This window comes from Streptomyces sp. NPDC043878 (genome assembly GCF_056435735.1).
In genome coordinates this window covers 178,327-203,724 of record NZ_JBWKDW010000014.1, presented here as the reverse complement: position 1 = coordinate 203,724, position 25,398 = coordinate 178,327, and the positions used below count along the sequence as shown (strand labels likewise).

Here is a 25,398-nt window from a genome sequence, read left to right as displayed (position 1 = left end):
CGTACGGGATTACGGCGGAATCGTTCCCCCCGTGTCGGGTCCGCCGGTTCACCGGGCTTCGTACGGAAGGACCTTCGGGTGCCTGTCTTCACGCGTTTTCGCCATCTGTCCGCGCCGGACGACGACGCGTCCTCGCCGGCACCGTCGCCGGCGCCCGAGAGCACGTCGGAGGCACCGGCGGAGGCCGAGGCATCCCCGTCACCCGGGACCGCGACACCGGCGGAGGCCGAGGCATCCCCGTCGCCCGAGACCGCGACACCGGCGTCCCCGGAAGCGGCGACACGACCGGCGGCACCGGATGCCTCCGCGGCGGAGGCGGAGACCTCCACGGCGGCGGACCCGGAGGGCGAGACCCCCACGACGGCCGACCCCAAGCCCGAGGCCAAAACACCGCCAGCGGCGGGCCCCAAGCCCGAGTCCCCGACCCCGGCAGTCCCCGAGGCCGCGTCCCCCGCCACCCCCGACGTCCCCGCCCCCGCCCCCGCCCCCGCCACCCTCGGATCCCGCCTGGCCCACGTCCGTGCCTGGCGGACCCGGTATCCGCAGGCCGCGCGGGTGCTGCGCCGGGTGGTCAGCGTGCTCGCGGCGGTGCTCGTCCTCGGTGCTCTGCTGCTGCCGAACAACGAGGCCGCGCTGCACGTGAACCGGTTCACGCGGCTGCCGGCGGAGGCGATCGTCGGGGCGGCGGTGATGATCGCGCTGCCGCGCCGGCCGCGCGTCGTCCTGGCGGCGGTGTCCGGGGCCGGTCTGGGCGTGCTGACCGTGCTGAACGTCCTCGACATGGGCTTCAACGAATACCTGGGCCGGGGCTTCAACGCCGTCCTGGACTGGGAGTTGCTGCCCGACGCGCAGTCGTACGTGGCGGACTCGCTGGGCAGGACGACGGCGATCGCCGCGACCGTCGGTCTCGTCGTCCTGGTCCTGCTGCTGCTCGTGGTGATGGCGCTGGCGGCGGTCCGGCTCGCCAACCTGCTGGCCGGCAACGCCCGGACCGCGACCCGCTCCACGCTCATCGCGGGCATCGTCTGGGTCACCTGCTCCACGCTCGGTGTCCAGGTGGCGGGCATGCCGGTCGCCTCCGACCGGGCGGCCGGCGCGCTCCTGATCCAGGCGCGCAGGGTCAAGGACACCGTCAGGGACGAGGCCTCGTTCGCGAAGGAGGCAGGCGCCGACCGCTTCGGGGGGACGCCCGGCGCCCAGCTGGTGCCCGATCTGCGCGGCAAGGACATGATCTTCACGTTCATCGAGAGCTACGGCCGCAGCGCCATCGAGGACCCGGTCATCGCCCCCGGCGTGGACAAGACGCTCAAGGTTCGTACGGCGGCCCTGGCCAAGGCCGGCTTCCACGCGAAGAGCGGCTGGCTGACCTCGGCGACGTACGGCGGCAGCAGCTGGCTCGGCCACTCCACGACCATGTCGGGCCTGTGGATCGACAACCAGCAGCGCTACCGCACGGTCATGGCCGGCGATCACCTCAGCCTCACCAAGGCGTTCCAGAAGACCGGTGCCTGGGACACGGTCGGGGTCATGCCGGGCATCCAGAAGGGCTGGCCCGAGGCCAGGTACTACGGCCTCGACAAGGTCTACAACGCCTTCCAGATGGGGTACAAGGGCCCGAAGTTCAGCTGGTCGACGATGCCCGACCAGTACGCGCTGGAGGCGTTCCAGCGGCTGGAGCACGGCAGGAAGCGCGACAAGCCGCTGATGTCGGAGATCATCCTGACCTCCAGCCACCAGCCGTGGGCGCCCATCCCCAAGTCGGTCGGGTGGGACCAGCTGGGTGACGGCTCGGTCTTCGGCCCGATCCAGAAGGCGGGCAACAAGCCGTCGGACATCATCGCCGACTCCACCCGGTCCAAGCAGGAGTACGGCAAGTCGATCCAGTACTCCGTCACCAGCCTCACGCAGTGGCTGGAGCGCTACGGCAGTGACGACACGGTTCTCGTCTTCCTCGGCGACCACCAGCCCATCGCCCGGGTCAGCGGCAACCACGCCAGCCGTGACGTGCCGGTGTCGATCGTCGCCAAGGACCCGAAGGTCCTGGACAAGGTGGCCTCCTGGAACTGGTCGGACGGTCTGATGCCCGCGCACAACGCCCCGGTGTGGAAGATGAGTTCGTTCCGCGACCGTTTCCTGACGGCGTACGGGTCCACTCCGCACCCCACGAAGGACTGAGCGCCCCCGGGGGCCGGCCGCCCGGCGGCGTTCAGCCTCCGGAGGTGTCGAGTTCCGCGTCCTCGCCGATGCCCGCGCAGTCGTAGGGGTCCTTGAGCCAGCCGTCCGGCAGCACCACCCGGTTGTTGCCGGACGTACGGCCGCGGGGCCCGTCGGCGCCGTCCGGCCAGGGCTGGTGGAGGTCCAACTCGTCGAGCCCGGAGCGGAGTTCGGCGAGCGAGGAGGTGATCGCGAGCCGCTTGCGCATCTCGGAACCGACGGCGAAGCCCTTGAGGTACCAGGCCACGTGCTTGCGGAAGTCGATGACCCCGCGCGTCTCGTCGCCGATCCACTCACCGAGCAGGGTGGCGTGGCGGACCATGACGTCGGCGACCTCGCGCAGGGAGGGCCGCGCGCCGTATCCGTCAGCGCCTCCGGCGCGGGCCTGCGTACGGCCCTCGAAGGCGGCGACCAGGTCAGCGAACAGCCATGGCCGGCCCAGGCAGCCGCGTCCGACGACCACGCCGTCGCAGCCCGTCTCGCGCACCATCCGCAGCGCGTCCTCGGCCGCCCAGATGTCGCCGTTGCCGAGCACCGGGATCTCCGGGACGTGCTCCTTGAGGCGGGCGATGGCGTCCCAGTCGGCGGTGCCGCCGTAGTGCTGGGCGGCGGTGCGGCCGTGCAGGGCGATGGCGGTGACGCCCTCCTCGACGGCGATGCGCCCGGCGTCGAGGTAGGTGATGTGGTCGTCGTCGATGCCCTTGCGCATCTTCATGGTGACGGGGAGGTCACCGGCGCCGCCGACCGCCTCACGCAGGATGGCCCGCAGCAGGTTGCGCTTGTAGGGGAGCGCGGAGCCGCCGCCCTTGCGGGTCACCTTGGGCACCGGGCAGCCGAAGTTCAGGTCGATGTGGTCGGCGAGGCCCTCGTCCGCGATCATGCGGACGGCCTTGCCGACGGTCGCCGGGTCCACGCCGTACAGCTGGATCGAGCGCGGCGTCTCGCTCGCGTCGAAGTGGATCAGCTGCATGGTCTTCTCGTTGCGCTCGACCAGCGCCCGGGTCGTGATCATCTCGCTCACGAACAGGCCCTTGCCGCCGCTGAACTCCCGGCACAGGGTGCGGAAGGGGGCGTTGGTGATCCCGGCCATGGGCGCCAGCACGACGGGCGGCCGGACGGTGTGCGGGCCGATCTGCAGGGGGGACACGAGGGACACGGGCGTGGACATTGCTCCATTGTGGCGCACCCCGGGCAGTGCCCGGGGACGGCGTCCGACCATGACCATGTAGTGGTCATTAGTTAGCCGCACTATTGATACGCGGGTACGATGGTGCGCATGCCCGAGCTGAGCCGTCGCCGCCGCATGCTGGTGCTCGCGATCTGCTGCATGAGCCTGCTGATCGTGAGCCTGGACGTCACCGCCCTGAACGTCGCCCTGCCCTCGATGCAGCAGGAGCTGCACGCGAGCACCGCCGGCCTCCAGTGGACGATCGACGCGTACACGCTCGTCCTGGCGTCCCTGCTGATGCTGGCGGGCTCCACGGCCGACCGGATCGGCCGCAAGCGCGTCTTCGTCACCGGCCTGGTGGTCTTCGTCATCGGCTCGCTGCTGTGTTCCCTGGCGCCGAACCTCGACGCGCTCGTCGCGTTCCGCATGGTGCAGGCGGTCGGCGGCTCGATGCTCAACCCGGTCGCCATGTCGATCATCACCAACACCTTCACCGACCCCCGCGAGCGAGCCCGCGCCATCGGCGTCTGGGGCGCGGTGGTCGGCATCTCCATGGCCGCCGGACCGCTGGTCGGCGGAGTGCTGGTGGAGTCGGTCGGCTGGCGGTCGATCTTCTGGGTCAACCTGCCGGTGGGCCTCGCCGCCCTCCTGCTCACCCTGCGCTTCGTGCCCGAGTCCCGGGCGCCCAGGGCGCGCCGCCCCGACCCGGTCGGCCAGCTCCTGGTCATCACCCTGTTCGGCTCCCTGACGTACGCGATCATCGAGGCGCCGAGCGCCGGGCTCACCACGGTCCTGCCCTTCGGGGTGCTCGCGCTGGCCGCACTGCTCGGCCTGCTGCGCTACGAGCCCCGCCGCGCCGAACCCCTCATCGACCTGCGCTTCTTCCGCTCTGTGCCGTTCAGCGGGGCCACCGTGATCGCGATCAGCGCGTTCGCCTCGCTCGGCGGGTTCCTGTTCCTGTCCACGCTCTACCTGCAGAACGTGCGCGGCCTGGACGCGCTGCACGCCGGTCTGTGGATGCTGCCGATGGCGGTGCCGATGTTCCTGTGCGCGCCGCTGTCCGGACGGCTGGTGGGCAGCAGGGGGCCGCGTCTGTCGCTGCTCGTCGCCGGGTTCGCGATGACGGCCAGCGGGGTGCTGTTCGCCGCCTTCGAGGCCGAGACCTCGAACGTCACCCTGTTCGCCGGATACGTGATGTTCGGCGTCGGCTTCGGCTTCGTGAACGCCCCGATCACCAACACCGCGGTGTCCGGCATGCCGCGGGCCCAGGCCGGGGTCGCCGCCGCCGTCGCCTCGACCAGCCGCCAGCTCGGGCAGACGCTCGGGGTCGCGGTGGTCGGCGCGGTGCTGGCGTCGGGCGTGGGCTCCTCGTCGTACCGGGAGACGTTCGTGTCGGCGGCCCGGCCGGGGTGGTGGATCCTGGCGACCTGCGGTCTCGCGGTGCTGGTGTTCGGGGCCCTGACCAGCGGTCCCTGGGCCCGGCGGACCGCCGAGCGGACGGCCGAGCAGTTGGCGGCGGCGGACGTGCGCGAGGCGGCGCGGGTCGTCGCGTGACGCCGGGCGGGCGCGTCACCTCTCCAGCGATATGGCGTGCAGCTTCTCCAGCCGCTCCCTCGACACCCGGTCCGCCGGCACGTACGTGACCATCCTCGGACCCACCCCCGGGCCGATCCACAGGTCCGTGTGGTCGACGGTGATCCGGCCGACGTGCCGGTTGTCGAACTCCTTGCGCTTGGTGCGGTGGGCGACGACCTCGTGCCGCTCCCACGCCTCGCGGAAGGCGGGGGACTCCGCGCGCAGCCGCTTCAGCAGCAGCTTCCAGGCCGGCTCGGCGAGATGACCCGCCATCGTCGCGCGGGCAGGTGGTGGCCGGCGTCGGATCCACCGCGCCGGCCAGCTGGAAGAGATGGCCGCGCTCGCTGGGGTCGAGGAGCAGGGTGCGGGCGAGGGCGTCGAGGACCTGCACGGAGACCTGGATGTCCCGGGCCTGTTCGAGCCAGGTGTACCAGGTGACGCCGACCGCGGAGACCATGATCACCGCCCAGCAGTCGTCGCTGGCGCTGGGCGTGGCCACCCTCGGCACCCTGTTCCTCTCCCTGGCGTCGAGCCTCGGCATGCGGGACGCCCTGGTCACCACCCTCCTGGTGCAGCTGGCGGGCATCGCCCTGATCGGCCTGCTGAGCACCCGCCTCCCGCGGACGATCGGCTGACGTCCACCGCAGGCCCCGCGTCCGGTGCGCGCCCGCATGTCCTCACTTGTCCCCACGTGTCCTCACGGTATGGACAACTCATCACCGTACGGACCCTGTTGACGCCGGGCGTGCTGCACACTCCTTGCTGCGCGGACTCCGCCGCGCACCCGGACGGGTTCTTCGCTGCGGGTCGCCGCTGGAGGCGTCATGCTGGAGAGCAACACGAGCAAGGTGAGCCGCTGGGACCAGCACGGACGCGAGCACGTCGTCCGGGTGCGGCGCGCGGGAATGCAGCGCACGATCAGGTGCGACACCTGCGGCTGGCGCAGGGGTGCGCAGTTCCTGCCCTGGCTGAAGGCGGAGGAACACCTGGCCGAGGCCCACCAGGCGACTGTTGACCCGGCGGGGACCTAGGGCGGGTACGACGACAGCGCACCGGAAGACAGGGCGATGAGCGCGCTCCGGACCACCCCGCGGCGGCACGTCGACGACGGATCGGTGCCGGGCGCCGTCGGGCTGGTGGCCCGCGGCGACAGGTCGCCATGCCGAACCCGACCCCACCCCGCTGATGCGGGACTTCCGGCGCCGCGCGGCCGGGCTCCGAGCCGGGTCCTGCGTGTGCCGCCCGGCGGGCAGGCCGGACGCGGCCTACGCCCGCAGCCCGCGCAGCACCAGACGCACGACCTCGTCGAACTCCGCCTCGATCTCCGGGTGTTGCCAGTACTTCGCGTGGCACGGGTCGTGGAAGCGGCCCGTCGCCAGGAGGACGGCGCGGGCCGTGGCCCGGGGGTCGGGGGCGGTGAAGACGCCGCTGTCGGTGCCCGCCTCGACGATCACGGTCAGCTGGTCCACGAGATGGGTGACGTGCCGGCCGACCACGGAGCCGTTCTCGCCGGTCAGGACCATGTAGGTGGCGAACAGCTCGGGGTCGTCGCCCGCCTTGTGGCGCTTGGCGGCGAACAGGGCGGCGAGCCAGTCGCGCAGCCGGGACGCCGGGTCCCGGTCCTCGGCGACGATGCCGGACAACATGTCGGTCGTCCGGTCCAGCCAGCGCTTGGTGACCGCCTCGCGCAGCGCGGCCTTCGTACGGAAGTGCCGGTAGACACTGCCGTGGCTGACGCCGAGCGCGCGGGCCACGTCGACCACGGTGGCCTTGGCCGGGCCGTGGCGGCGCAGCACCTCCTCGGTCGCTTCGAGGATGCGCTCGGCGGTCAGGGTCTCGCTGGATGCCATGGGAAGGACCGTACCGGCGGCCGGATCAGCGTTCGCTGTCGAGGTGGGCCATGGCGGCGGGAGCATAGCGCTCACCGGCGGCCGCGTCGGCCGGCACCGCTTCCTCGATCGCGGCGAGGTCCGCGGCGTCCAGGGTGACGTCCAGCGCGCCCAGCGACTCCGCGAGCCGCTCCCGGCTGCGCGCGCCGACCAGCGGCACGATGTCCTCACCGCGGGACAGCACCCAGGCGATCGCGATCTGCGCGACGCTGACACCCTTCTCCTCGGCGACCTTGCGCAGCGCCTCCACGAGGTCGAGGTTGTGCCGCAGGTTGTCGCCCTGGAAGCGGGGTGAGTGGGCGCGGAAGTCGTTGGCGGCGAGCTGCCGGTCGTGGGTGAAGTGGCCGGAGATCAGGCCGCGGGACAGGACGCCGTAGGCGGTGATGCCGATGCCCAGTTCGCGGGTGGTGGGCAGGATCTCCGCCTCGATGCCGCGTGAGATGAGGGCGTACTCGATCTGGAGGTCGGCGATCGGCGCGGTGGCGGCGGCCCGGCGGATCGTCTCGGCGCCGACCTCGCTGAGGCCGATGTGCCGGACGTACCCCTGCTCGACCAGCTCGGAGATCGCGCCGACCGTGTCCTCGATGGGGACGTCCGGGTCGAGGCGGGCGATGCGGTAGACGTCGATGTGGTCGACGCCGAGGCGCTGGAGGGAGTAGGCGGCGAAGTTCCTCACGGCGGCGGGGCGGCCGTCGTAGCCCGACCAGCCGCCGTCCGGGGCGCGCAGGGCGCCGAACTTGACGCTGGTCAGGGCCTGTTCGCGGCGGGCGGCGGGGGCGGAGCGCAGCGCCTCGCCGATGAGCAGTTCGTTGTGGCCCATGCCGTAGAAGTCGCCGGTGTCCAGCAGCGTCACACCCGCTTCCAGGGCGGCGTGGATGGTGGCGATCGACTCGGCGCGGTCCGCGTCGCCGTACAGCGCGGACATGCCCATGCAGCCGAGGCCGAGGGCGGAGACCTGGGGACCGGTGGTGCCGAGGGTGCGCGTGCGTGTCGTCATGCGTCCACCCTGACATGACAGATGACAGATTTCAATATCTGTCATCTGTCATTTGTCAGTCACCTCACCTCACCTCACCCGGACACGGCGAACGCCGGACGGGCTGATCGGCTCAGCCCGTCCGGCGTCGGAGGTGAAAGGGGAAGGTGAAGGTGAAGGGGGCCGCGACCCCTTGCCGCTAGGCGCCCAGCAGGCGCCCGGCCAGGTAGCCCTCGATCTGGTCGAGAGACACCCGCTCCTGCTTCATGGTGTCGCGCTCGCGCACGGTCACCGCGTTGTCGTCGAGGGTGTCGAAGTCGACCGTCACACAGAACGGCGTGCCGATCTCGTCCTGACGGCGGTAGCGGCGGCCGATCGCGCCGGCGTCGTCGAACTCGATGTTCCAGTTCTGACGCAGCGCCGCGGCCAGGCCCTTGGCCTTCGGGGAGAGCTCGGCATTGCGGGACAACGGCAGCACCGCGACCTTCACCGGGGCCAGACGGTGGTCGAGGCGCAGCACCGTGCGCTTCTCCATCTTGCCCTTGGCGTTCGGCGCCTCGTCCTCGACGTAGGCGTCGAGCAGGAACGCGAGCATCGCGCGGCCGACGCCGGCGGCCGGCTCGATGACGTACGGCGTCCAGCGCTCCTGGGCATCCTGGTCGAAGAAGAAAAGATCCTGGCCGGATGCCTTGGAGTGCGCGGTGAGGTCGTAGTCCGTGCGGTTCGCGACACCCTCCAGCTCGCCCCACTCGTTTCCGCCGAACTGGAAGCGGTACTCGATGTCGGCGGTGCGCTTGGAGTAGTGGGAGAGCTTCTCCTTGGGGTGGTCGTACCACCGCATGTTCTCTTCACGCAGGCCGAGACCGGTGTACCAGTTCCAGCGCTGCTCCATCCAGTACTCCTGCCACTTCTCGTCCTCGCCCGGCTTGACGAAGAACTCCATCTCCATCTGCTCGAACTCGCGGGTGCGGAAGATGAAGTTGCCGGGCGTGATCTCGTTGCGGAAGGACTTGCCCATCTGCGCGATGCCGAACGGCGGCTTCTTGCGCGAGGTGGTCTGCACCTGGGCGAAGTTGGTGAAGATGCCCTGAGCGGTCTCGGGGCGCAGGTAGGCGACGGAGCCGGTGTCCTGCGTCGGGCCGAGGTGGGTGGAGAGCAGGCCGGAGAACTGCTTGGGCTCGGTGAACTGGCCCTTGTTGCCGCAGTTGGGGCAGTTGATGTCCGCCAGGCCGTTCTCCGGCGGGCGGTTGTGCTTGGCCTCGTACGCCTCTTCCAGGTGGTCCGCGCGGAACCGCTTGTGGCAGGAGGTGCACTCGGTGAGGGGGTCGGAGAAGGTGGCGACGTGACCGGAGGCGACCCACACCTCGGGGGCCAGGATCACGGACGAGTCGATGCCGACCACGTCCTCGCGCGACGTCACCATGTAGCGCCACCACTGGCGCTTCAGGTTCTCCTTGAGCTCGACACCCAGCGGTCCGTAGTCCCAGGCGGCCTTCTGGCCGCCGTAGATCTCACTGCAGGGGAATACGAAGCCACGGCGCTTGCTCAGGCTGACGATGGTGTCGATCTTGTCGGCGGCCACGGTGCTCTCTTCATAACGACGACGGGCGACGAAGCGAGACGCTTCAGAGCGAATGCCTCAGCGTACCGGCGGGGGCTCCCCCTCGACCAAATCGGTGCCCCGTACAAGCCTCGCCAGGGTTGTTGACAACGGTTTCCATGTTTGTTGAAAATGACTGTCATGAACGTACGACGGCTCATACCCGCGACCGCGACAGCGGCGGCCACCGCACTCGGCCTCACCGCCCTCTCCGCCTGCTCCACCGAGACCGCCGCGGCCAACACGGACAAGTTCGACGTCGTCGCGTCGTTCTACCCGATGGCCTTCCTCGCCGAGCGGATCGGAGGGAGCCACGTCCGCGTCACCGGCCTCACCAAGCCCGGCCAGGAACCGCACGACCTGGAGATCAGCGTCAGGCAGCGCGTACAGCTCGAGGGGTCCGACGCCGTCCTCTACCTCAGAAACCTCCAGCCCTCCGTCGACGACGCCGTCTCGCAGTCCGGCGTGAAGACGAAGATCGACGCCGCCTCCCTCACCACGCTGGAGAAGCACGGCACCGAGGTCGGCGGCCACTCCGCCGAGCACGACAGCGGCGCCGGCGACGAACCGGCCGGTCTCGACCCCCACGTCTGGCTCGACCCGGTGCGCTACGCCCAGGTCGCCGCCGGCGTCGGCAGGGCCTTCGAGAAGGCGGACCCGGACCACGCGGCCGACTACCGGAAGAACACCGCCGCCCTGGTCGAGAAGCTCGACGCGCTCAACACCCGGTTCGCGGACGGCCTGAAGAACACCAGGTCCAAGGTCTTCATCACCACCCACGCCGCCTTCGGCTACCTCGCCGAGCGCTACGGCCTCACCGAGGAGGCCGTCAACGGCCTCGACCCCGAGTCCGAACCCAGCGCGGCGCGCGTGCGGGACCTTGAGAGGATGGCGAAGGCCGACGGCGTCTCCACGGTCTTCTACGAGACGCTCGTCAGCGACAAGACCGCGAAGACCGTCGCCCGGGACGCGGACCTGAGGACGGACGTCCTCGACCCGATCGAGGGCATCACGGCCAAGTCCCGTGGCAGGGACTACTTCTCGGTCCAGGAAGCCAACCTCAAGGCGCTGCAGACGGCCCTGGGAACCAAGTGAGCGTCACGGAAGGCGGCGAGGACGTCATGGGCGAGCCCGTCATAGAGCTGCGCGGGGTACGCGCCGAGCTGGGCTCGCGCCCCGTGCTGCGCGGCATCGACCTGACCGTGCACCGCGGCGAGGTCGTCGCGCTGCTCGGCGCGAACGGCTCCGGCAAGTCGACGGCCGTGCGCGGCGTCATCGGCCAGGTACCTCTCAGCGCCGGCGAGATCGAGCTGTTCGGCACCCCGCGCCGGCGCTTCCGCGACTGGCGGCGCGTGGGCTACGTACCGCAGCGCACGACGGCCGCGGGCGGAGTGCCCGCCACGGTCACCGAGGTCGTCTCCTCCGGCCGTCTGTCGGCCGCCCGCTTCGGCGTGCTGCGCAAGGCGGACCACGCGGCCGTACGGCGGGCCCTGGAGCTCGTCGGCATGGCCGACCGGGCCAGGGACTCCGTGAACGCCCTGTCCGGCGGCCAGCACCAGCGGGTCCTGATCGCCCGCGCGCTCGCCGCCGAACCCGAACTCCTGATCATGGACGAGCCGATGGCGGGCGTCGACCTCGCCAGCCAGGAGGTGCTCGCCGCGACCCTGCGCGAACAGGTCGCCGCCGGTGCGACGGTCCTGCTCGTCCTGCACGAACTCGGGCCCCTGGAACCGCTGATCGACCGGGCGGTCGTCCTGCGCGACGGCTGCGTGGTGCACGACGGGCCGCCCCCGCGGGCGGTCGGCCAGCACGCGCTGCCCGGCCACGACCACGTCCACCCGCACGCACCCGCGGGCACCGAACCGATCCGCACGGGACTGCTGAGCTGATGACCTTCCTCGACTTCCCCTTCATGCAGCGGGCGCTGCTCGCCGCCGTCCTGGTCGGCATCACCGCCCCCGCCGTCGGCATCTACCTCGTGCAGCGCCGCCAGGCCCTGCTCGGCGACGGTATCGGCCATGTCGCGATGACCGGCGTCGGCCTCGGCTTCCTGCTGTCCACCTCGCCGGTGTGGATGGCCACGGCCGTCTCGGTCCTCGGCGCGGTCCTGATGGAGCTGATCCGCTGGTACGGCAGGACCCGCGGCGACATCGCCCTCGCGATGCTCTTCTACGGCGGTATGGCCGGCGGCGTGATGCTCATCAACCTCGCGCCGGGCGGCTCCAACGCCAACCTCATGTCGTACCTCTTCGGCTCCCTCACGACCGTCTCGCGGTCCGACGTGACGGCGATCTGCCTGCTCGCCGCCTTCGTGATGCTGGTCACCCTGGGTCTGCGCCGCCAGCTCTTCGCGGTCAGCCAGGACGAGGAGTTCGCCCGGGTCACGGGCCTGCCCGTGCGCGCGCTCAACCTGCTGACCGCGATCACGGCGGCGATCACCGTGACGGTCGCGATGCGGGTCGTCGGGCTGCTGCTGGTCTCCGCGCTGATGGTGGTCCCGGTGGCGGCTGCCCAGCAGCTCACCCGCAGCTTCGCGGCGACCTTCGCGGTCGCGGTGGCGATCGGCGTGACCGTGACCGTCAGCGGCACCGTCACCTCGTACTACCAGTACGTGCCGCCCGGTGCGACGATCGTGCTGATGGCCATCGCCGCGTTCTTCGTGCTCACGCTCCTCGCCGCCCCGCTGGCCCGGCGCCGCGCGCGGGCACTGGCCGCCGCGCAGCCGGCCGGCGACCCCACCGAGTGCGCGATTCCGGCCGCCCGGCCGGCCGACGGCACCGTCGGTGTCTGACCGCTGACAGGGCGGGCTGGCACAATGGCCCGGCAAGCGCAGACGTGAGGAGGCAACCGGTGACGACCGCTGGACCGCCCGTGAAGGGCCGCTCCACCCGGCAGCGGGCTGCCGTGGCGGCCGCCCTCGACGAGGTGGACGAGTTCCGCAGCGCCCAGGACCTGCACGACATGCTCAGGCACAAGGGCGACTCCGTCGGCCTCACCACGGTCTACCGCACGCTGCAGAACCTCGCCGACGCCGGCGAGGTCGACGTCCTGCGCACCTCCGACGGTGAGTCCGTGTACCGGCGCTGCTCCACCGGCGACCACCATCACCACCTGGTGTGCCGCGTCTGCGGCAAGGCCGTCGAGGTCGAGGGCCCGGCCGTGGAGAGGTGGGCGGAGTCGATCGCCGCCGAACACGGCTATGTCAACGTGGCCCACACGGTGGAGATCTTCGGCACCTGCTCCGACTGCGCGACCGCGGCCACGCCCCCCGCCACGGCCGGCTGAGCGCGACCGCCTGCCGCGCCCGCCCGGAGCACCTCTCCAGCTCGTCCAGGTCGTGGAACGTGCTGCCCCTGGTGATCGGGCGGCACCCGGCCCTGAAGGCGGTCTCCTTCTCGTCGCAGAGGGGCGGGCATGAGGGCGGTTCATGACCGGATCGCCGGGGACCGTCATGAACCGCGGGTGACTACGGGGCGGCCTCTCCGCCTTCCAGTGACAACAGCACCTCGTTCGGCGTGGCCCCGCCGAAGCGGCGGTCCCGGGAGGCGAACTCCACACACGCCCGCCACAGGTCACGGCGGTCGAAGTCCGGCCACAGCACGTCCTGGAAGACCATCTCCGCGTACGCGCTCTGCCAGATCAGGTAGTTGGAGGTGCGCTGCTCGCCGCTCGGCCGCAGGAACAGGTCGACGTCCGGCATGTCCGGGTAGTACAGGTACTTCGCCAGGGTCTTCTCGTCGACCTTCGACGGGTCGAGGCGGCCCGCCCGCACGTCCTCGGCGAGGGCCCGCGCGGCGTCCGCGATCTCCGCCCGGCCGCCGTAGTTCATGCAGAAGTACAGGGTGAGACGGTCGTTGTCCCTGGTCTGCTCCTGGGCGATCTGGAGCTCCTTGGCGACCGACTTCCACAGCCGGGGCATCCGGCCCGCCCAGCGCACCCGGATGCCGAGCGCGTCGAGCTGGTCGCGGGACTTGCGGATGAAGTCGCGGTTGAAGTTCATCAGGAAGCGGACCTCGTCGGGCGAGCGCTTCCAGTTCTCGGTGGAGAAGGCGTACAGCGAGATGTTGCGCACCCCGATCTCGACCGCGCCCTGCAGCACGTCGAGGACCTGCTCGGCGCCGACCTTGTGCCCCTCGGTGCGCGGCAGCCCGCGCTCCTTGGCCCAGCGGCCGTTGCCGTCCATGACGATCGCCACATGCTCGGGGACCAGCTCAGCGGGGAGCTTCGGCGGACGGGCGCCGGACGGATGGGGCTCCGGCGTCCTGTACTCGCGGCGCTGGCGCCCCAGGATCCCGCGTACGGCCATGTGCTTCTCGTCTCCTCGGTCTCGTGCTTCTCTACTTCTCCACGTAGCGCAGCGAACGCAGCCCGCGTTCCATGTGCCAGTGCAGATACGCGGACACCAGCCCGCTCCCCTCGCGGACGTACCGCGCCTCGCACGCGTCCGCGTTCTCCCAGTCTCCCGTAAGCAGCGCGCCGAGCAGTTCGAGGGTCCGCGGCGAGGGCACGACGCTGCCGGGCACCCGGCAGTCGACGCAGACGGAGCCGCCGGAGGCGACGGAGAAGAACCGGTTCGGACCGGGCAGCCCGCACTTCGCGCAGTCGCCGAAGCTCGGTGCGTAGCCGTTGACGGCGAGCGAGCGCAGCAGGAAGGCGTCGAGTACGAGATGCGAGGCGTGCTCGCCGCGGGCGAGGGTGCGCAGGGCGCCGACGAGCAGCAGGTACTGCTGCACCGCGGGCTCCCCCTCGTGGTCGGTGAACCGCTCCGCGGTCTCCAGCATGGCGGTGCCGGCGGTGTAGCGGCCGTAGTCGCTGACGATCCCGCCGCCGTACGGCGCGATGGTCTCGCTCTGCGTGCACAGCGGCAGGCCGCGCCCGACCAGCTCGCTGCCCCGTGCGAAGAACTGCACGTCGACGTGTGAGAAGGGCTCCAGCCGCGCCCCGAACTTGGACTTGGTGCGCCGCACCCCGCGCGCCACCGCGCGTACCCGGCCGTGACCGCGGGTGAGCAGCGTGATGATCCGGTCCGCCTCACCCAGCTTCTGGGTGCGCAGCACGATGCCGTCGTCGCGGAACAGACTCATGCCGTCCATTCTCACCCACGGCGCAGGCGCCCCGGGCCGGGCCGGCCGCATCGGTCACGGCGGGGCGGCCGCCGGTCCAGGGCGCGGGCCGTCTTCGCGGTGCCGGGGCTCGCCGGGGGTCGGCGGGGGTCAATCAGGGGCCGGAGGGGTCCGGCGGGTTGGTCGCCGCGCGCAGCGGGTCGGGTAAGCCGTTGGGGCTGATGTTCCACAGCTCTGCGAAGCGCTTGACGCGTTCCTGCACCTCCTTGTGGGTGGCGTCCACCGTCGTCCAGGACGGCACGTTCATCTGGTCCGCGGTGATCTCGTAGGAGAGCGCCCCGTCGAAGATGATGAAGTCGATCATCTTGCCGCGCTGGGCGTACATCGGCAGCTGGGGCAGGGCCACGACCCGCACCTCGATGCCGATCCCCCGCTGCTCCTCGCGGAGTTGGTCCAGCAGGGCGATCTCCTCCGGGTTCTTCACCACGTGCAGCCGGCGCACCCGGACCCCGCGTTCGACCGCCTCGCTCTGCGCCTCCAGATAGCGCCCCGCCGGCTCGCTGCTCCAGAAGTCCCGGTCGACGGAGGTGGAGATGGCGTCCACGGAGATCCGCGCGCACCGGGTGAGGGTCAGCAGCCAGTCGTGGTTCTCACCGGGGGACTTGGCGTGCAGGTTGGCGAAGTTGTACATGTAGCCGGCGAGCCGGTCGATCTCCTGGTGCGCGAACTCGTGCAGGATCGTCGGCCCCTCGGCGACCACTTTCGTGGCGTGCTCGGCCAGCCGGGGCACCCCGTCGTCGCGCAGTTGCTCCACCTCGTTGAAGAGCTTGGTGGCCCGCCCGATGTCGATGAAGCGCTGCTCGACCACGGTCCTCAGCTCCCCGAGCTGCTGCGCGAAGGTGATCATGAACTGGACGATCAGGATCGCGCCGCCGAACAGCACGGACACGACCACCCGCCACAGGTCGTCCTGGGAGGGGGAGATCACGTTCGTCAGCACGTAGGCCACGCCCCCGGTCACCACGGTGATCAGGAACTTCTGGAGCAGTGACCGGGCGCCGTCGTCCCTCTCGCGTTCGCCTCTGCCCGTGGGACCGGTGGTGCCGCGCGGCGGTGTCGGTGAATTCATCTCGTGTCTCCCCCCGTTGGGATGTGTCTGTGCTCCGCGATCAGGGCCCTGTCGTCTGGAGCTCGTGCCGCGGCGTCGCGGCGTGCAGGGCGAGCTGGTCACGGACGCGCTGGACCAGCGTCCGCCACTGCCGGCTGAAGCCGGGTTCCTCTTCGAGTACGTCCCACAGGGCGCCCAGCGACCGCTCCACGCGGGCCCTCGGCATCCACAGGTGCAGCAGGTGGTCGACGAGCGGGCGCAGCGTCCTCAGCGCCTGCGTCCCGTCGGCGGATCCGAGCCGGATGCCGTCCAGCTTGTCCACGACCGTCGTCAACAGCCAGTCGTGCAGGGCGAAATCCTCGGTGAGCCGGGCCAGGGCGGTGGGGTCGGTGCCGTGCGGCACCCTCAGCTCCACCAGCCGTACCCCGTCGGCGGCCACGGTGAAGCGTTCCAGCCGTGCCCCCTGCCCGTCCGGCGCGGGAAGCGCCGCCCAGCGCAGGCTGGTGGTGGGGGACGTGAGGGGGGCTTCGTAGTCGAGGAGCCGGTGCTCGCGGGAGACCGTGGCGAGCAGCCCCTCGGCGACTGAGCCGACGTCGAGTTCCTCGGGGCCCGGCTGCCGGTGCTCCGCCAGGAAAGCCTGGGCGACGCCGAGTTGGGGCAGTCTGCCGAGTGGCTCCAGCTCCCCCGGCCGGGCCAGGTAGTGGCCCCACGGCCGGCGGCGGTCCGGGCCGGCGGCCGGTGCGCCGAAGTACGCCGTCGCCTGGAGGACCCGGCCCTCGGTGAGGCTCGCGCGGGCCGCCACCGTGCCGACCGCGCGGACCCTGGCCCCGTTGGCGGTGGGCAGCCGGCAGTCCACGCCCGTGAGGACCTCGGGGGAGACGGCGTGCAGGTTGGGGCGCCGGGAGACCCGGACGCGTTCGTCGGCGCGCAGGGTGAGCAGTCGCTCGGTGACGGCCGCGCTCACCGCGTCACGGCACGGCAGCAGACAGGTGCGCACCTCGCCGCAGACGAGGACCGGGCCCGCCGTCTCCCCCGGGGCGCCCATGTCACAGCCCCGGCGGGAACACGTAGGACGTGCGCTTCACGGCGCCGGCGGGCACGGGGAACCCCTCGTCGGCGGCCCGCCGGATCAGCTGGTCGAGCGCTCCGGCGTCCACCTGGGTCTGCTCCAGGACGACGCGCACGGCGTGCTCCACGGGCAGGAACCGGGCGGGCAGCACGCTGCACGTGTAGTACGCGGTGAAGGGGGGCGCGGACGGGTTGAGCCGGAGCAGCGGCGGGAGCGCGTCCCAGTCGTCGGGGAAGGCGGCCGGATCCCAGCCGGTGGGGGTGAGGACGGCCCTGCCGTTGTCGCGGAGCAGTCCGAGGCGGGCCAGTTGCCAGACGGCGGCCAGGAACGCGCACGACCAGGTGCGGCGGTCCGTGTCCTCGTCCCACAGCTCCACGTCCACGAAGACGGAGTGGCCGCGCGCGCCGGTCTCGCTGGGGGGCTGCCAGGCGGGCGTGGCGCTCAGCGCGGCCGCTGTGCGCTGGGCCGGGGCGCGGCGCCCGTTGGTGAGCCAGCCGGTCCGGCTGAGCGGCGGGCGGAAGCCCCGACTGCCGGGCGGCGGTGTCTCGACGAGCCGGCCCAGGACGAACTCGGCGAGGCCGCCGCGCTCGGGCCGGCGGGGGTCGGTGGCGGCGCAGCCCGACTCGCGGGCCAGGTAGTCGATGGTCAGGCCGGCCCGCTCGGCCGCCTCGATGAGGGGCGGCAGGAGTTCGGCGGGTGTGGCCGGGCGGCTGAAGTAGTCGTCGATCAGGAAGCAGGTGCTGATCCGGGGCTTTCCGCCGCCCGGAAGCGCGGGCAGCGAGGCGCGGGCGGCCTCCACCCAGGGGCGTACGGCGGCGAAGTGCCCGCGCAGCCGCTCGGGGCCCTCCGTGACGTCCTCCATGTACAAGTGGCCCAGTTCCAGGGAGAGATGGGAGAACGGCACGGCCTCCGTGCGCGGCTGGGCACTGGTCTCCCGGAAGACGGACCCGGTTCCGCTTCCGCTCACAGCTCCCCCCAGTACTTGTCGTCGGCCAGCCGCTCCGCCAGTTCGCCCATCGCCTGCCAGGTGCCGATGTTGGCGATCCGGCTGTCCAGCACGTCCTGGTCGGTGATGAGCTGTTCCCGCAACTGCAGCACGGGTTCCAGGGGGACGGACCCGAGCACCCTGCTCCTGCCGATGCCGAGTTCGGCGGCGACGACCTCCAGCTGTTTGTTGTACTGGCGCATCCAGGCCGACTGCGCGGGCGGCATCTGCGACCAGAGCGACGATTCGAGATCCGGTACGGCGGCCCGTACGAAACGGATCGCGCCGAGCAGCGCCTGCCGGTCGTGCCCCATTTCCTCACCGGCGCTCACGATGCCCTGTTTTCCGCTGACGAGTTCGGCGGCGGCCATGACGTGCTGCCGGGTCCAGCGGTGGTAGACGAGCCAGCGGACTTTGACGCGCCGCAACTCCTCCTGGGCGGTGGCGGCGAGTGCCAGGTCCATCGCATAGCTGCGTCCGGCGCTCAGATCCACCACGATCACGTTGAATTCACGTCTGAGGCGCAGAATCAGGTCGACGCAGCGGTGCAGGTTTTCCCTGTCGGTGACGAATTCGCCGCCGCTGCGGTCGCCGGGCAGCAGGACCAGTCGTCCGGAGCGGTCCGGTTTGTCGCGCAGGACGTCATGCTCGGTGCGCGCCCAGATGTCGACGCGCAGGGATTCCCCGGTCTCGCCTTTCAGATAGGAGTGCAGGCCGCGTCCCTCGGCTTCTTTCAGGACATCGGGTATGTCGAAGACGGCCGGGGCGGTGGGCGAGCCGAAGTCGAAGTCGAGATAGCAGACGTCGTCGCCGTCCAGTGCCCGGCGGTAGGCGAGGTTGGCGCTCGTGACCGAGCGGCCGGTGCCTCCCTTGTCGGAGGCGGCGAACACCAGCACCCCTCACACCCCCGACCCGGTGTCCCTGGCGCGGGCCAGGGTGTCGAGCCGGCGCAGCACTCCCATGGACAGCGCGCAGGCGGTGCCCGGCTCGGTGTCCAGGAGCAGCCGGGCGCGGCGCAGGTCGGCCTCGACGCCCTTGAGTTCCTCGCCCTCCTGGCTCTTGGCGGGCGGGGCGAGTTTCATCTGCTCCTTGCCGAGCAGGTGCGTGGACTCGCTGAGCAGGGACCGGGCGAGCGCGGTGAGTTCGGCGCTGCGGATCGGTGGCTGCGTGTACAGCTGGGAGGCGGCGACCATGCACTCGGTGACGCGTTCGGTGATGCTCCACGACAGCGGTCCGCTGCGCTCCTGCGAACTGGGGTACGCCGCGTGGACGTTGTCCCACAGGCCGACCCCCTCACCGTCGCTCACGCGCCGCCTCCACAGGTGGCCGAGGATGTCCTCGGCCAGTTGGAGGAGCCGGTCGTGGGAGGCCAGGTTGCGGGAGAGCGAGCACAGCTGGATGGTCCGCTTGAGCAGCTGCGCCGAGAAGTCCGTCATGGCCCACTGCATGGCCGGCCCCTGCCCGTCGCTGCCGAGCAGGGGCAGCGCGACTCCGGGGTTGTGCAGGCGCACGGCGGGATCGTCCCTGGTCATGCGGCTGGTGATACGGCCGCGTTCGGCGAGGCGCTCCATGATGCCGACCGTGCGGGTGAGGTCGTCGTCGGTGGCCCGGCGGCGGACCAGGTCGTGCACGAGGATGGAGGCGACGCAGAGGGAGAAGTACTCCGACTCCAGCTGCTGGCCCGTGGTCCGCCACGGGATGTCCTCCAGGGGCCAGCTGCCGTCCCCGAAGCGGGCGATGGCCGACCAGTACTGCTGGGTGATCTCCCAGCGCAGCCGCAGCGCCTCCGCGAGCCGCTGCTGTTCGGTGTTGAGCAGGGCGAGGGTCAGCGTGCGGTCCGAGAACAGGTCCTGGATGCCGTCGAGGGCGACGACGGTGAAGTACAGGTAGGGGACGGCGTCGGCGGCGCCCGGGGGCTGGACGCCGATGTCGTCGCTGGTCTCCACCTCGGGCGCGTCCCGCACCAGGCTCCAGGCCCAGCCGCACTCGAACAGCCGGTTCTCGTTGCGGAGTTGCTCCTCGACGTCGACGCCGAGGACGAGGCTCTCGCTGATGACGGCACGCAGCGCCTTGAAACGTTCCTGGAACCGTCCGAGGACCACCCGGTCCGACAGGCGCTGCTGGCCCAGGAGCCGGCACAGTGCCTGCCCCTGTCCGGACTCGGCGTCGAACACGTTGACGGTGAAGGAGCGCAGCAGGCTCACCATGGCGGAGGTGAGCCGTTGGCTGGTGGCGTCCCAGAGTTCCTGGATCAGCCGCTGGGTGTCGGCGCGGTTGGTTCTCGTGCGGTAGATCTTGAGGAAGCCGAGGGTGGCGAGGCACAGGGTGACGGACATGGAGAAGGAGTCGACCACCCCGATCTCCCGCTGTTCCTTGGTGAGTTCCTGGTCGGGGTCCTCGGACTGGAAGTAGTAGCCACCGGAGAAGGTGGGGCCGACGTCACCGCCGTGGTGCTTTCCCATGAATTCGCCGAGCACCCGTACCAGACTTCCGGGAATCTCCGTGGGATCGCCCATCTCCTTGAGGGCCTTCTCCACGTCCTCCTGGGTGGTGTCCGGGCTGTCGAGCCGGAATTCGGGAATCTCGGTCGCCGGATACATGAGGCAGAGCAGACGTTCGGCGTCGGCGACACTGCTGCGGCCTCCCCATTCCCCCCAGGCCCAGTCGCCACTTCTGAAAGAGTGGCCGGCAATGGCCTGCCACACGTCGAGAAGCTGAAGGCGCGGCTTGATCTGCATTCCCATGCCCCCTCACACAGGTGCGAAAAAGAGACCGCTGTCAGTCGTTGCGGTGACCGCAGGCCAGGATCATTCCGGTGTACCCCTCGCGCACGAGACCGCCGGGTTTTCCGATGTGCAGGGGATCGACGTCCCCGGCGTACTGCTTGAGCAGGTTGCGCACCTCCTGCTCGCCGACGTCACTGGCCGGGAAGTCGTGCGCGCCGACCTGGTATCCCAGGGAGTGCTCCATGAACGCGGCGGCGAACGGGGCGCCCGGTTCGAGGGCGTTCATGAAGCAGGACACCCCGCGCCGGAACTCCTCCAGCGAGGTGGTGATCGACTCGGCGACGAAGAACATCGTGCCCATGCCCCAGCGTTCCGCTTCGCCGTCCGGCCCCGGCCGGCCGAGGTCGTACAGGTTGCCGCGGCGGGGTCTGACGGTCCGCCCGAACCGCGCCCGGGGGTCCGCGCCGAGCCTGGCGTAGCCGTCCTCCGCGCGCAGGACGTCCCAGAAGCGGTCCCAGCTGGGGTCGAAGGAGGCGCGCTGGCCGTCGAGATGCGCGACGTTCGCAGCCGACCACTCGTAGAGGGTGATCTCCTCGCACCACGGGAGCATCGTGAAGGCGGGGTAGAGGTTCGGGCCCGCGCCGACGTCGATACCGGTGGCGACGGTGCCGGGGTGCCGCCGGAAGTGATCACAGAAGTGATCGCGGACAGCCGAAAGGATCTCCTCGTCGTCGGGATGAAGGACGAGGTAATTGTTCCTGATGTACGCCTGGGGGTCGAAATCGTCCCAATCGACGTCGGCGTTCAGCTTATCCGCACCAGTTGGTGATCCCAGGGTCATTGGCTCAATGTAGCGCACCGCGCCCATGCGCTGCGCCAGCCAATCACGCCAGGTCCGGTTCTCACCTTGAATGACCGGATAGCGTCCGACGAAGATAGGGGAACCTGCGCCGACACGGTCGGTATGGATATCGCACCATTGGTATGTATCTTCGAATACTCCACAAGGGGACTACATGGCTCCTCTTCCCCGGATCAGGACGGTCACCGCGGCGGATCTGCCGGAACTCGTCCGTCTGGACGGGCAGGCCTTCCCGTCGGGACCGTATCCGTACTTCGTCCTGCGGCAATTCCTCGACGCCTACGGTGACCATCTGCTCGTTCTCGACGACGGCTCCGGTCTGCTCGGCTACGTGTTCGCGACCGCGCCCAACGCCGACCACAGCTGGATCCTCAGCCTCGCGATCACACCCGGCCTCCAGGGCCGGGGCCTGGGACGCCGGCTCATGTCGGAGATCCTGGAGCGGCTGCGGTCGGAGGAGGTGAAGGAGGTCTGGCTCACCGTCGAGCCGAACAACGACACGGCGGTGCTGCTCTACCGTTCGCTGGGCTTCGTGGCGGAAGGGGCGCCCCGCCAGGACTACTTCGGTCCCGGGGAGGACCGCCTGCTGATGACGCTCGCCTTCTGACCGTAGACGCGCGCCACGGCGTGGAACGCCGCCTTCGGCTCCCGGTGCCAGCCGGAGTCCGGGTCGCCCGGGCGGTCCTCGATGGTCTTGGTGATGCCGTAGCTCGCCAGGTCGAGGTCGTGGCGCGCGTCGCCCGGCCGGTGCGGGGCGTCGGGGGTGACGAACTCGAACACCATCGCCGCGTACAGGTTCATCGACTCGAAGACGTGCAACAGATCGGTCAGATAGGCGGCCTGGACGCGCTCGCTGCGGACGAGGTGCCCCTTGATCTCCGGGGGGTCCTTGTCGTAGTCGACGACGTTCCAGCCCATACCGGCCGTCCGGGGCGCGCCCCGGTACGCGCAGGTGCCGAACTCGGTGACGGCCAGCGGCTTGCCCCAGCGCAGGTGGCGACGCAACTCGCTTACGTAGGCCGCGGGTTGGCGGTGGTAGGAGTAGTAGTCGATGCCGACGACGTCGAACTGGTCCCAGTCGACCTTGTCGTCCTGCGCGGCCGCGTAGCTCAGCCGGCCGTGGAAGACGGAACGGCCGACCGCCGCCGCCCGCGCGGTGAAGCGGTCCAGGCGGCGCTGCATCCGCTCCGGGTCGAAGGTGCCGTCCAGCAGGTTCCGCACCCGGTCCATGACCGTGTCGCCCGGCACGATCCCGGGCACGAACAGCCAGAACTCGCAGCCCACACTGAGCTCGACGCTCGCGCCCTGCCTGCGCAGCCGTTCCGCGAACCGGCCGGTTTCGGCCAGGTGTTCAAGGATGTCCCGCTCCGGAACGTCACCGAGGGTCGGCTGGAGCCAGACGTGCAGTCCGCGCTCGGCGGCCTCGGCGGCGGTGGCGGTGAGGCGCTCGACGCCGTCACCGGTGACGTCGACGGTGTCGGCGTGCAGGTCGTCGCGGATCGTGCGCAGGTCCGCCCGCATCCGGGCCGGGCTGAAGGCGGTGCCCGGGCGCTCCCCCTCCCCGACGGTGTAGACCACACCCCGACGCGCGAGGCCGCGCCCGCCCGCACCCCCGTGCCCTCCCCCGCCTCCGCCCCCGGCCGCCGCTGCCGGTCCGGCCGCCGGCACGGTCGCGCCGAGCCCCACGGCCGCCGCCCCGGCGAGGAACTGTGCCCTGTCGATCCCCTTGGTCTTCTCCATGCCGCCACTGTGCGCGGCGCGCGGCCCCGGCACCGTCCGCCGACGGTTCACCGTGCCGCAACCAAGGAATGACATCCGGCGTCGGTCACTGAAGAGATCGACGGCCCGCTTCGACGAAGGAGACAAAGATCTTGGGCTCCGCGTGGACCGAGGACGGCACCCCGCTCGTCCTGGCGGTCCAGACGACTCTGCCGGACCGGGACGCGGCCTACGACCACGACCTGATCAAGGAGACCGCGGCGCTCCTCGCGGACGCGCTCACCTGACCGGTCGGGGGAACCGCCGTACGTAGCGCCGCTGCCACGGCGTCTCCACCGCGTGCCGGTCGTAGTGCGCCCGGACGTATTCGACGGCCTCCTTCGGCGGTACGCCGTCCAGGACCGCCAGACAGGCCAGGGCGGTGCCCGTGCGGCCCCGGCCGCCACGGCAGGCGATCTCCACCCGTTCGTCCGCGGCCCGCTCCCACGCCTCGGCCAGCAGGGTGCGGGCGGCCACCCGGTCGGCCGGCAGCCGGAAGTCGGGCCAGCGCAGCCAGTGGGACTCCCAGGGCACCGCGGGCGGCGGGCCGCCGAGCAGATACAGGCCGTACGACGGGGTCGGCGCCCCCGGTGGCGGGGGGCGCCGCAGGCCACGCCCGCGGACCAGGCGTCCGGACGGCAGCCTCAGGACACCCGCGGCCCGCTCGCTCCACCGCGCGGCCCGCGCCCCGTCCCGTCGCCCGTCGTCGGTCACCGGCCCATTCCAGCCCCATCCCGCCGTGCCGGGCAACCGAATCGGTCCCGGCGGTGGTCTGGGAGGCGAGGGAGGGGGCTTGATGCAGGCCGAACAGGAAGACAGATTCCAGGAGTTCGTCAGAGCGCGGTGGTCCCATCTCGTGCGGACGGCGTACCTGCTCACCGGCGACGCGCACCACGCCGAGGACCTGACACAGACCGCCCTGGCGAAGGCGTACCGCTCGTGGCGGCGGGTCGCGCGCAGCGACAACCCGGAGGCGTACGTCCGGCGGATCCTCGTCAACTGCAACAGTGACCGCTTCCGCAAGCGCCGGGTCGCGGAGTCGCTCACGGCGGCCCCGCCGGACGTCGCGGGGCGGGACGAGGCCGTGTCGTGGGCCGACGAGCGCAGCGCGCTGATGACCGCGCTGGCCGGACTGCCGCCCCGGCAGCGGGCGGTGGTCGTCATGCGCTACTGGGAGGACCTGTCCGAGGCGGAGGTCGCCGACGTGCTCGGCTGCTCCCCCGGCACGGTGAAGAGCCAGGCGTCCAAGGGGCTGGCGAAGTTGCGTACGTATCCGGGGCTCGCGCAGATCATGGACGCGGCCGGACAGAGGGGCACCAGGTGAGCGACGAGCGGGACCGGGAGCAGGACCGGGAGCCGGAGCAGGCACGGGAACGGGACATCGAGGAACGGGTACGGGAGCTGCTCGCCCAGGACGCCTACACGATCCGGCCGTCGCCGGCGCCGTATCCGGCGATCCGCCGGCGGGGCACGCTGGAGCGGCGGCGCCGGGTGACGGCGGCCGGGGCGGCTCTGGTGACGCTGGCGGCGGTGCCCGTGGGGGCGTACGCGGTGGGTGGCGGCGGGGGCCTCGGCACGGGGACGCCTCAGTCGCCGGTCGGCACCACGCTGTCCCCGGCCCCGACCCCACCGTCGACACCGGCAGCGACGCCCTCGGGACCCGCGGGACCGGCCACGGCGGGGCAGCTGCTGGACGGGATCACCTTCGCGCGGGCCGCGGAGGGGCTGGACAAGTGCCTCGCCTACGACCGTTCGCACGGGCAGGCAGCGGGGAGCTCGGACCTGGGCACCTCGGCGGGCTACCGGATCATCCTGGCGATGCGCAGCACCGGCGACTCCAACGCGCCCGGCGAGGGCATGTACGTGGTCGCGGTGAAAGAGCGGGCGAAGATCCGGCTGGTGTGCTCCGTGAAGAACGGCGCCGCCCAGGGCCTCGGCACCAGCGTCGGTGACGACAGCGCGACGGTGCCGGACGGCGGCCCCGTGTACCCCGACATGAACGGCGGCAGGCTCTACCAGCAGTCCGTCCTCGACAAGGGCGACTGGAAACTCCCGTTCCGCTGGGGGGCCGTCGGCAGGGTGAAGCCGTCGGTGTCCGAGGTGACCGTCTCCTACGGCGACACCGGCGGCCGGGCCGTGCTCGACCACGGCTGGTTCGTCGCCTCCGGCATCCTGAACCAGCAGGTCACCAAGGCCCCGCACATCAAGGGATACGACGCCCACGGCCGGCTCGTCTACGACTCCGACCAGGACAAGTACTACGAGAAGACGCTGCCGTGAGGGCACCAGCGTGACCGCACCACGGAAACCGGGCCGGGGGGGGGGGGGGGGGGGGGGGGGGGGGGGGGGGGGGGGGGGGGCGGGGGAGGGGGGGGGGAGGGGGGGGAGGGGGGGGGGGTGGTGGG

General features: G+C 71.2%; 25 protein-coding genes and 2 pseudogenes. 12 read left to right on the top strand and 15 right to left on the bottom strand.

Annotated elements, in window-relative coordinates:
- The first annotated feature begins 78 nt into the window (after nucleotides 1-78).
- Nucleotides 79-2,175, top strand: coding sequence for an alkaline phosphatase family protein (locus AC07AZ_RS21110; protein WP_478849897.1), 2,097 nt, complete (start codon nucleotides 79-81; stop codon nucleotides 2,173-2,175).
- A 31-nt stretch (nucleotides 2,176-2,206) separates the two neighbouring features.
- On the opposite strand, the gene dusB is transcribed toward AC07AZ_RS21110, so the two are convergent.
- Nucleotides 2,207-3,382, bottom strand: coding sequence for a tRNA dihydrouridine synthase DusB (gene dusB / locus AC07AZ_RS21105; RefSeq protein ID WP_478849895.1), 1,176 nt, complete (start codon nucleotides 3,380-3,382; stop codon nucleotides 2,207-2,209).
- A gap of 108 nt (nucleotides 3,383-3,490) precedes the next feature.
- Between dusB and AC07AZ_RS21100 the strand changes: the two genes are divergently transcribed.
- Complete coding sequence (locus AC07AZ_RS21100) at nucleotides 3,491-4,936, top strand: MFS transporter (protein WP_478849893.1); 1,446 nt, start codon at nucleotides 3,491-3,493, stop codon at nucleotides 4,934-4,936.
- A 15-nt stretch (nucleotides 4,937-4,951) separates the two neighbouring features.
- On the opposite strand, the pseudogene AC07AZ_RS21095 reads toward AC07AZ_RS21100, so the two are convergent.
- A pseudogene (locus AC07AZ_RS21095) lies at nucleotides 4,952-5,420 on the bottom strand (helix-turn-helix transcriptional regulator); the annotation flags it as partial.
- On the opposite strand from AC07AZ_RS21095, the pseudogene AC07AZ_RS21090 reads away from it, so the two are divergent.
- Both AC07AZ_RS21090 and AC07AZ_RS21085 read left to right on the top strand, forming a co-directional pair.
- A pseudogene (locus tag AC07AZ_RS21090) lies at nucleotides 5,413-5,592 on the top strand (MFS transporter); the annotation flags it as partial. The pseudogenes AC07AZ_RS21095 and AC07AZ_RS21090 overlap by 8 nt on opposite strands.
- Before the next feature lie 189 nt (nucleotides 5,593-5,781).
- Nucleotides 5,782-5,988, top strand: a complete 207-nt coding sequence (locus AC07AZ_RS21085) for a hypothetical protein (protein WP_478849891.1) — start codon at nucleotides 5,782-5,784, stop codon at nucleotides 5,986-5,988.
- 234 nt (nucleotides 5,989-6,222) lie between these two features.
- On the opposite strand, the gene AC07AZ_RS21080 is transcribed toward AC07AZ_RS21085, so the two are convergent.
- From AC07AZ_RS21080 to AC07AZ_RS21070, 3 genes are all read right to left on the bottom strand, one after another.
- Nucleotides 6,223-6,807 (bottom strand): TetR/AcrR family transcriptional regulator, encoded by a 585-nt coding sequence (locus tag AC07AZ_RS21080; protein WP_478849889.1) that lies wholly within the window; start codon nucleotides 6,805-6,807, stop codon nucleotides 6,223-6,225.
- Nucleotides 6,808-6,832: 25 nt separating this feature from the next.
- Nucleotides 6,833-7,843, bottom strand: a complete 1,011-nt coding sequence (locus tag AC07AZ_RS21075) for an aldo/keto reductase (RefSeq protein ID WP_478849886.1) — start codon at nucleotides 7,841-7,843, stop codon at nucleotides 6,833-6,835.
- Nucleotides 7,844-8,021: 178 nt separating this feature from the next.
- Nucleotides 8,022-9,404, bottom strand: coding sequence for a glycine--tRNA ligase (locus AC07AZ_RS21070; protein ID WP_478849884.1), 1,383 nt, complete (start codon nucleotides 9,402-9,404; stop codon nucleotides 8,022-8,024).
- Between the two features lie 159 nt (nucleotides 9,405-9,563).
- On the opposite strand from AC07AZ_RS21070, the gene AC07AZ_RS21065 reads away from it, so the two are divergent.
- Genes AC07AZ_RS21065 through AC07AZ_RS21050 form a run of 4 tightly spaced genes read left to right on the top strand, consistent with a single transcriptional unit; the run spans nucleotide 9,564 to nucleotide 12,707 of the window.
- Nucleotides 9,564-10,517, top strand: a complete 954-nt coding sequence (locus AC07AZ_RS21065) for a metal ABC transporter substrate-binding protein (protein WP_478849882.1) — start codon at nucleotides 9,564-9,566, stop codon at nucleotides 10,515-10,517.
- 26 nt (nucleotides 10,518-10,543) lie between these two features.
- Nucleotides 10,544-11,311: a metal ABC transporter ATP-binding protein gene (locus AC07AZ_RS21060; RefSeq protein ID WP_478849940.1), complete on the top strand. Its 768-nt coding sequence runs from the start codon at nucleotides 10,544-10,546 to the stop codon at nucleotides 11,309-11,311.
- Entirely contained in the window at nucleotides 11,311-12,213 is a 903-nt protein-coding gene (locus AC07AZ_RS21055) for a metal ABC transporter permease (RefSeq protein WP_478849880.1), read from the top strand. Before AC07AZ_RS21060 ends, AC07AZ_RS21055 begins: the two co-directional genes overlap by 1 nt.
- A 59-nt stretch (nucleotides 12,214-12,272) precedes the next feature.
- Entirely contained in the window at nucleotides 12,273-12,707 is a 435-nt protein-coding gene (locus AC07AZ_RS21050) for a Fur family transcriptional regulator (protein WP_478849878.1), read from the top strand.
- 181 nt (nucleotides 12,708-12,888) lie between these two features.
- Here the strand turns inward: AC07AZ_RS21050 and AC07AZ_RS21045 are convergent, their stop codons facing one another.
- The 8 genes from AC07AZ_RS21045 to AC07AZ_RS21010 form a co-directional block, all read right to left on the bottom strand.
- Nucleotides 12,889-13,728: an isoprenyl transferase gene (locus AC07AZ_RS21045; RefSeq protein ID WP_478849876.1), complete on the bottom strand. Its 840-nt coding sequence runs from the start codon at nucleotides 13,726-13,728 to the stop codon at nucleotides 12,889-12,891.
- A 31-nt stretch (nucleotides 13,729-13,759) separates the two neighbouring features.
- A complete protein-coding gene (recO, locus tag AC07AZ_RS21040) occupies nucleotides 13,760-14,506 on the bottom strand; it encodes a DNA repair protein RecO (protein ID WP_356043389.1) in 747 nt (248 codons plus the stop codon).
- A 133-nt stretch (nucleotides 14,507-14,639) separates the two neighbouring features.
- Nucleotides 14,640-15,614, bottom strand: a complete 975-nt coding sequence (locus tag AC07AZ_RS21035) for a DUF6879 family protein (protein WP_478849873.1) — start codon at nucleotides 15,612-15,614, stop codon at nucleotides 14,640-14,642.
- A gap of 40 nt (nucleotides 15,615-15,654) precedes the next feature.
- Complete coding sequence (locus AC07AZ_RS21030) at nucleotides 15,655-16,638, bottom strand: SCO2521 family protein (protein ID WP_478849871.1); 984 nt, start codon at nucleotides 16,636-16,638, stop codon at nucleotides 15,655-15,657.
- 1 nt (nucleotide 16,639) lies between these two features.
- Nucleotides 16,640-17,629: an SCO2522 family protein gene (locus AC07AZ_RS21025; protein ID WP_478849870.1), complete on the bottom strand. Its 990-nt coding sequence runs from the start codon at nucleotides 17,627-17,629 to the stop codon at nucleotides 16,640-16,642.
- Entirely contained in the window at nucleotides 17,626-18,543 is a 918-nt protein-coding gene (locus AC07AZ_RS21020; protein WP_478849869.1) for an SCO2523 family variant P-loop protein, read from the bottom strand. The genes AC07AZ_RS21025 and AC07AZ_RS21020 overlap by 4 nt, the downstream gene beginning before the upstream one ends.
- A 3-nt stretch (nucleotides 18,544-18,546) precedes the next feature.
- Entirely contained in the window at nucleotides 18,547-20,385 is a 1,839-nt protein-coding gene (locus AC07AZ_RS21015; protein WP_478849867.1) for an SCO2524 family protein, read from the bottom strand.
- 40 nt (nucleotides 20,386-20,425) lie between these two features.
- On the bottom strand, nucleotides 20,426-21,214 hold the full coding sequence (locus AC07AZ_RS21010) for an SCO2525 family SAM-dependent methyltransferase (RefSeq protein ID WP_478849865.1): 789 nt from the start codon (nucleotides 21,212-21,214) through the stop codon (nucleotides 20,426-20,428).
- A 175-nt stretch (nucleotides 21,215-21,389) separates the two neighbouring features.
- Here AC07AZ_RS21010 and AC07AZ_RS21005 point away from each other — a divergent pair, with 175 nt between their 5' ends.
- A complete protein-coding gene (locus tag AC07AZ_RS21005; protein WP_478849863.1) occupies nucleotides 21,390-21,842 on the top strand; it encodes a GNAT family N-acetyltransferase in 453 nt (150 codons plus the stop codon).
- Here AC07AZ_RS21005 and AC07AZ_RS21000 read toward each other — a convergent pair.
- Nucleotides 21,794-22,975, bottom strand: coding sequence for an abortive phage infection protein (locus AC07AZ_RS21000; protein ID WP_478849861.1), 1,182 nt, complete (start codon nucleotides 22,973-22,975; stop codon nucleotides 21,794-21,796). The genes AC07AZ_RS21005 and AC07AZ_RS21000 overlap by 49 nt on opposite strands.
- A gap of 131 nt (nucleotides 22,976-23,106) precedes the next feature.
- On the opposite strand from AC07AZ_RS21000, the gene AC07AZ_RS20995 reads away from it, so the two are divergent.
- On the top strand, nucleotides 23,107-23,241 hold the full coding sequence (locus AC07AZ_RS20995; RefSeq protein ID WP_478849859.1) for a hypothetical protein: 135 nt from the start codon (nucleotides 23,107-23,109) through the stop codon (nucleotides 23,239-23,241).
- Here AC07AZ_RS20995 and AC07AZ_RS20990 read toward each other — a convergent pair.
- The gene (locus AC07AZ_RS20990) at nucleotides 23,234-23,707 is read right to left on the bottom strand and encodes a protein-tyrosine phosphatase family protein (protein ID WP_478849857.1); all 474 of its coding nucleotides are present in this window, start codon (nucleotides 23,705-23,707) and stop codon (nucleotides 23,234-23,236) included. The two genes, AC07AZ_RS20995 and AC07AZ_RS20990, sit on opposite strands and share 8 nt — an antisense overlap.
- 82 nt (nucleotides 23,708-23,789) lie before the next feature.
- On the opposite strand from AC07AZ_RS20990, the gene AC07AZ_RS20985 reads away from it, so the two are divergent.
- Both AC07AZ_RS20985 and AC07AZ_RS20980 read left to right on the top strand, forming a co-directional pair.
- Entirely contained in the window at nucleotides 23,790-24,317 is a 528-nt protein-coding gene (locus tag AC07AZ_RS20985) for a SigE family RNA polymerase sigma factor (protein WP_478849855.1), read from the top strand.
- The gene (locus AC07AZ_RS20980) at nucleotides 24,314-25,273 is read left to right on the top strand and encodes a hypothetical protein (protein ID WP_478849852.1); all 960 of its coding nucleotides are present in this window, start codon (nucleotides 24,314-24,316) and stop codon (nucleotides 25,271-25,273) included. The genes AC07AZ_RS20985 and AC07AZ_RS20980 overlap by 4 nt, the downstream gene beginning before the upstream one ends.
- Nucleotides 25,274-25,398 lie beyond the last annotated feature (125 nt).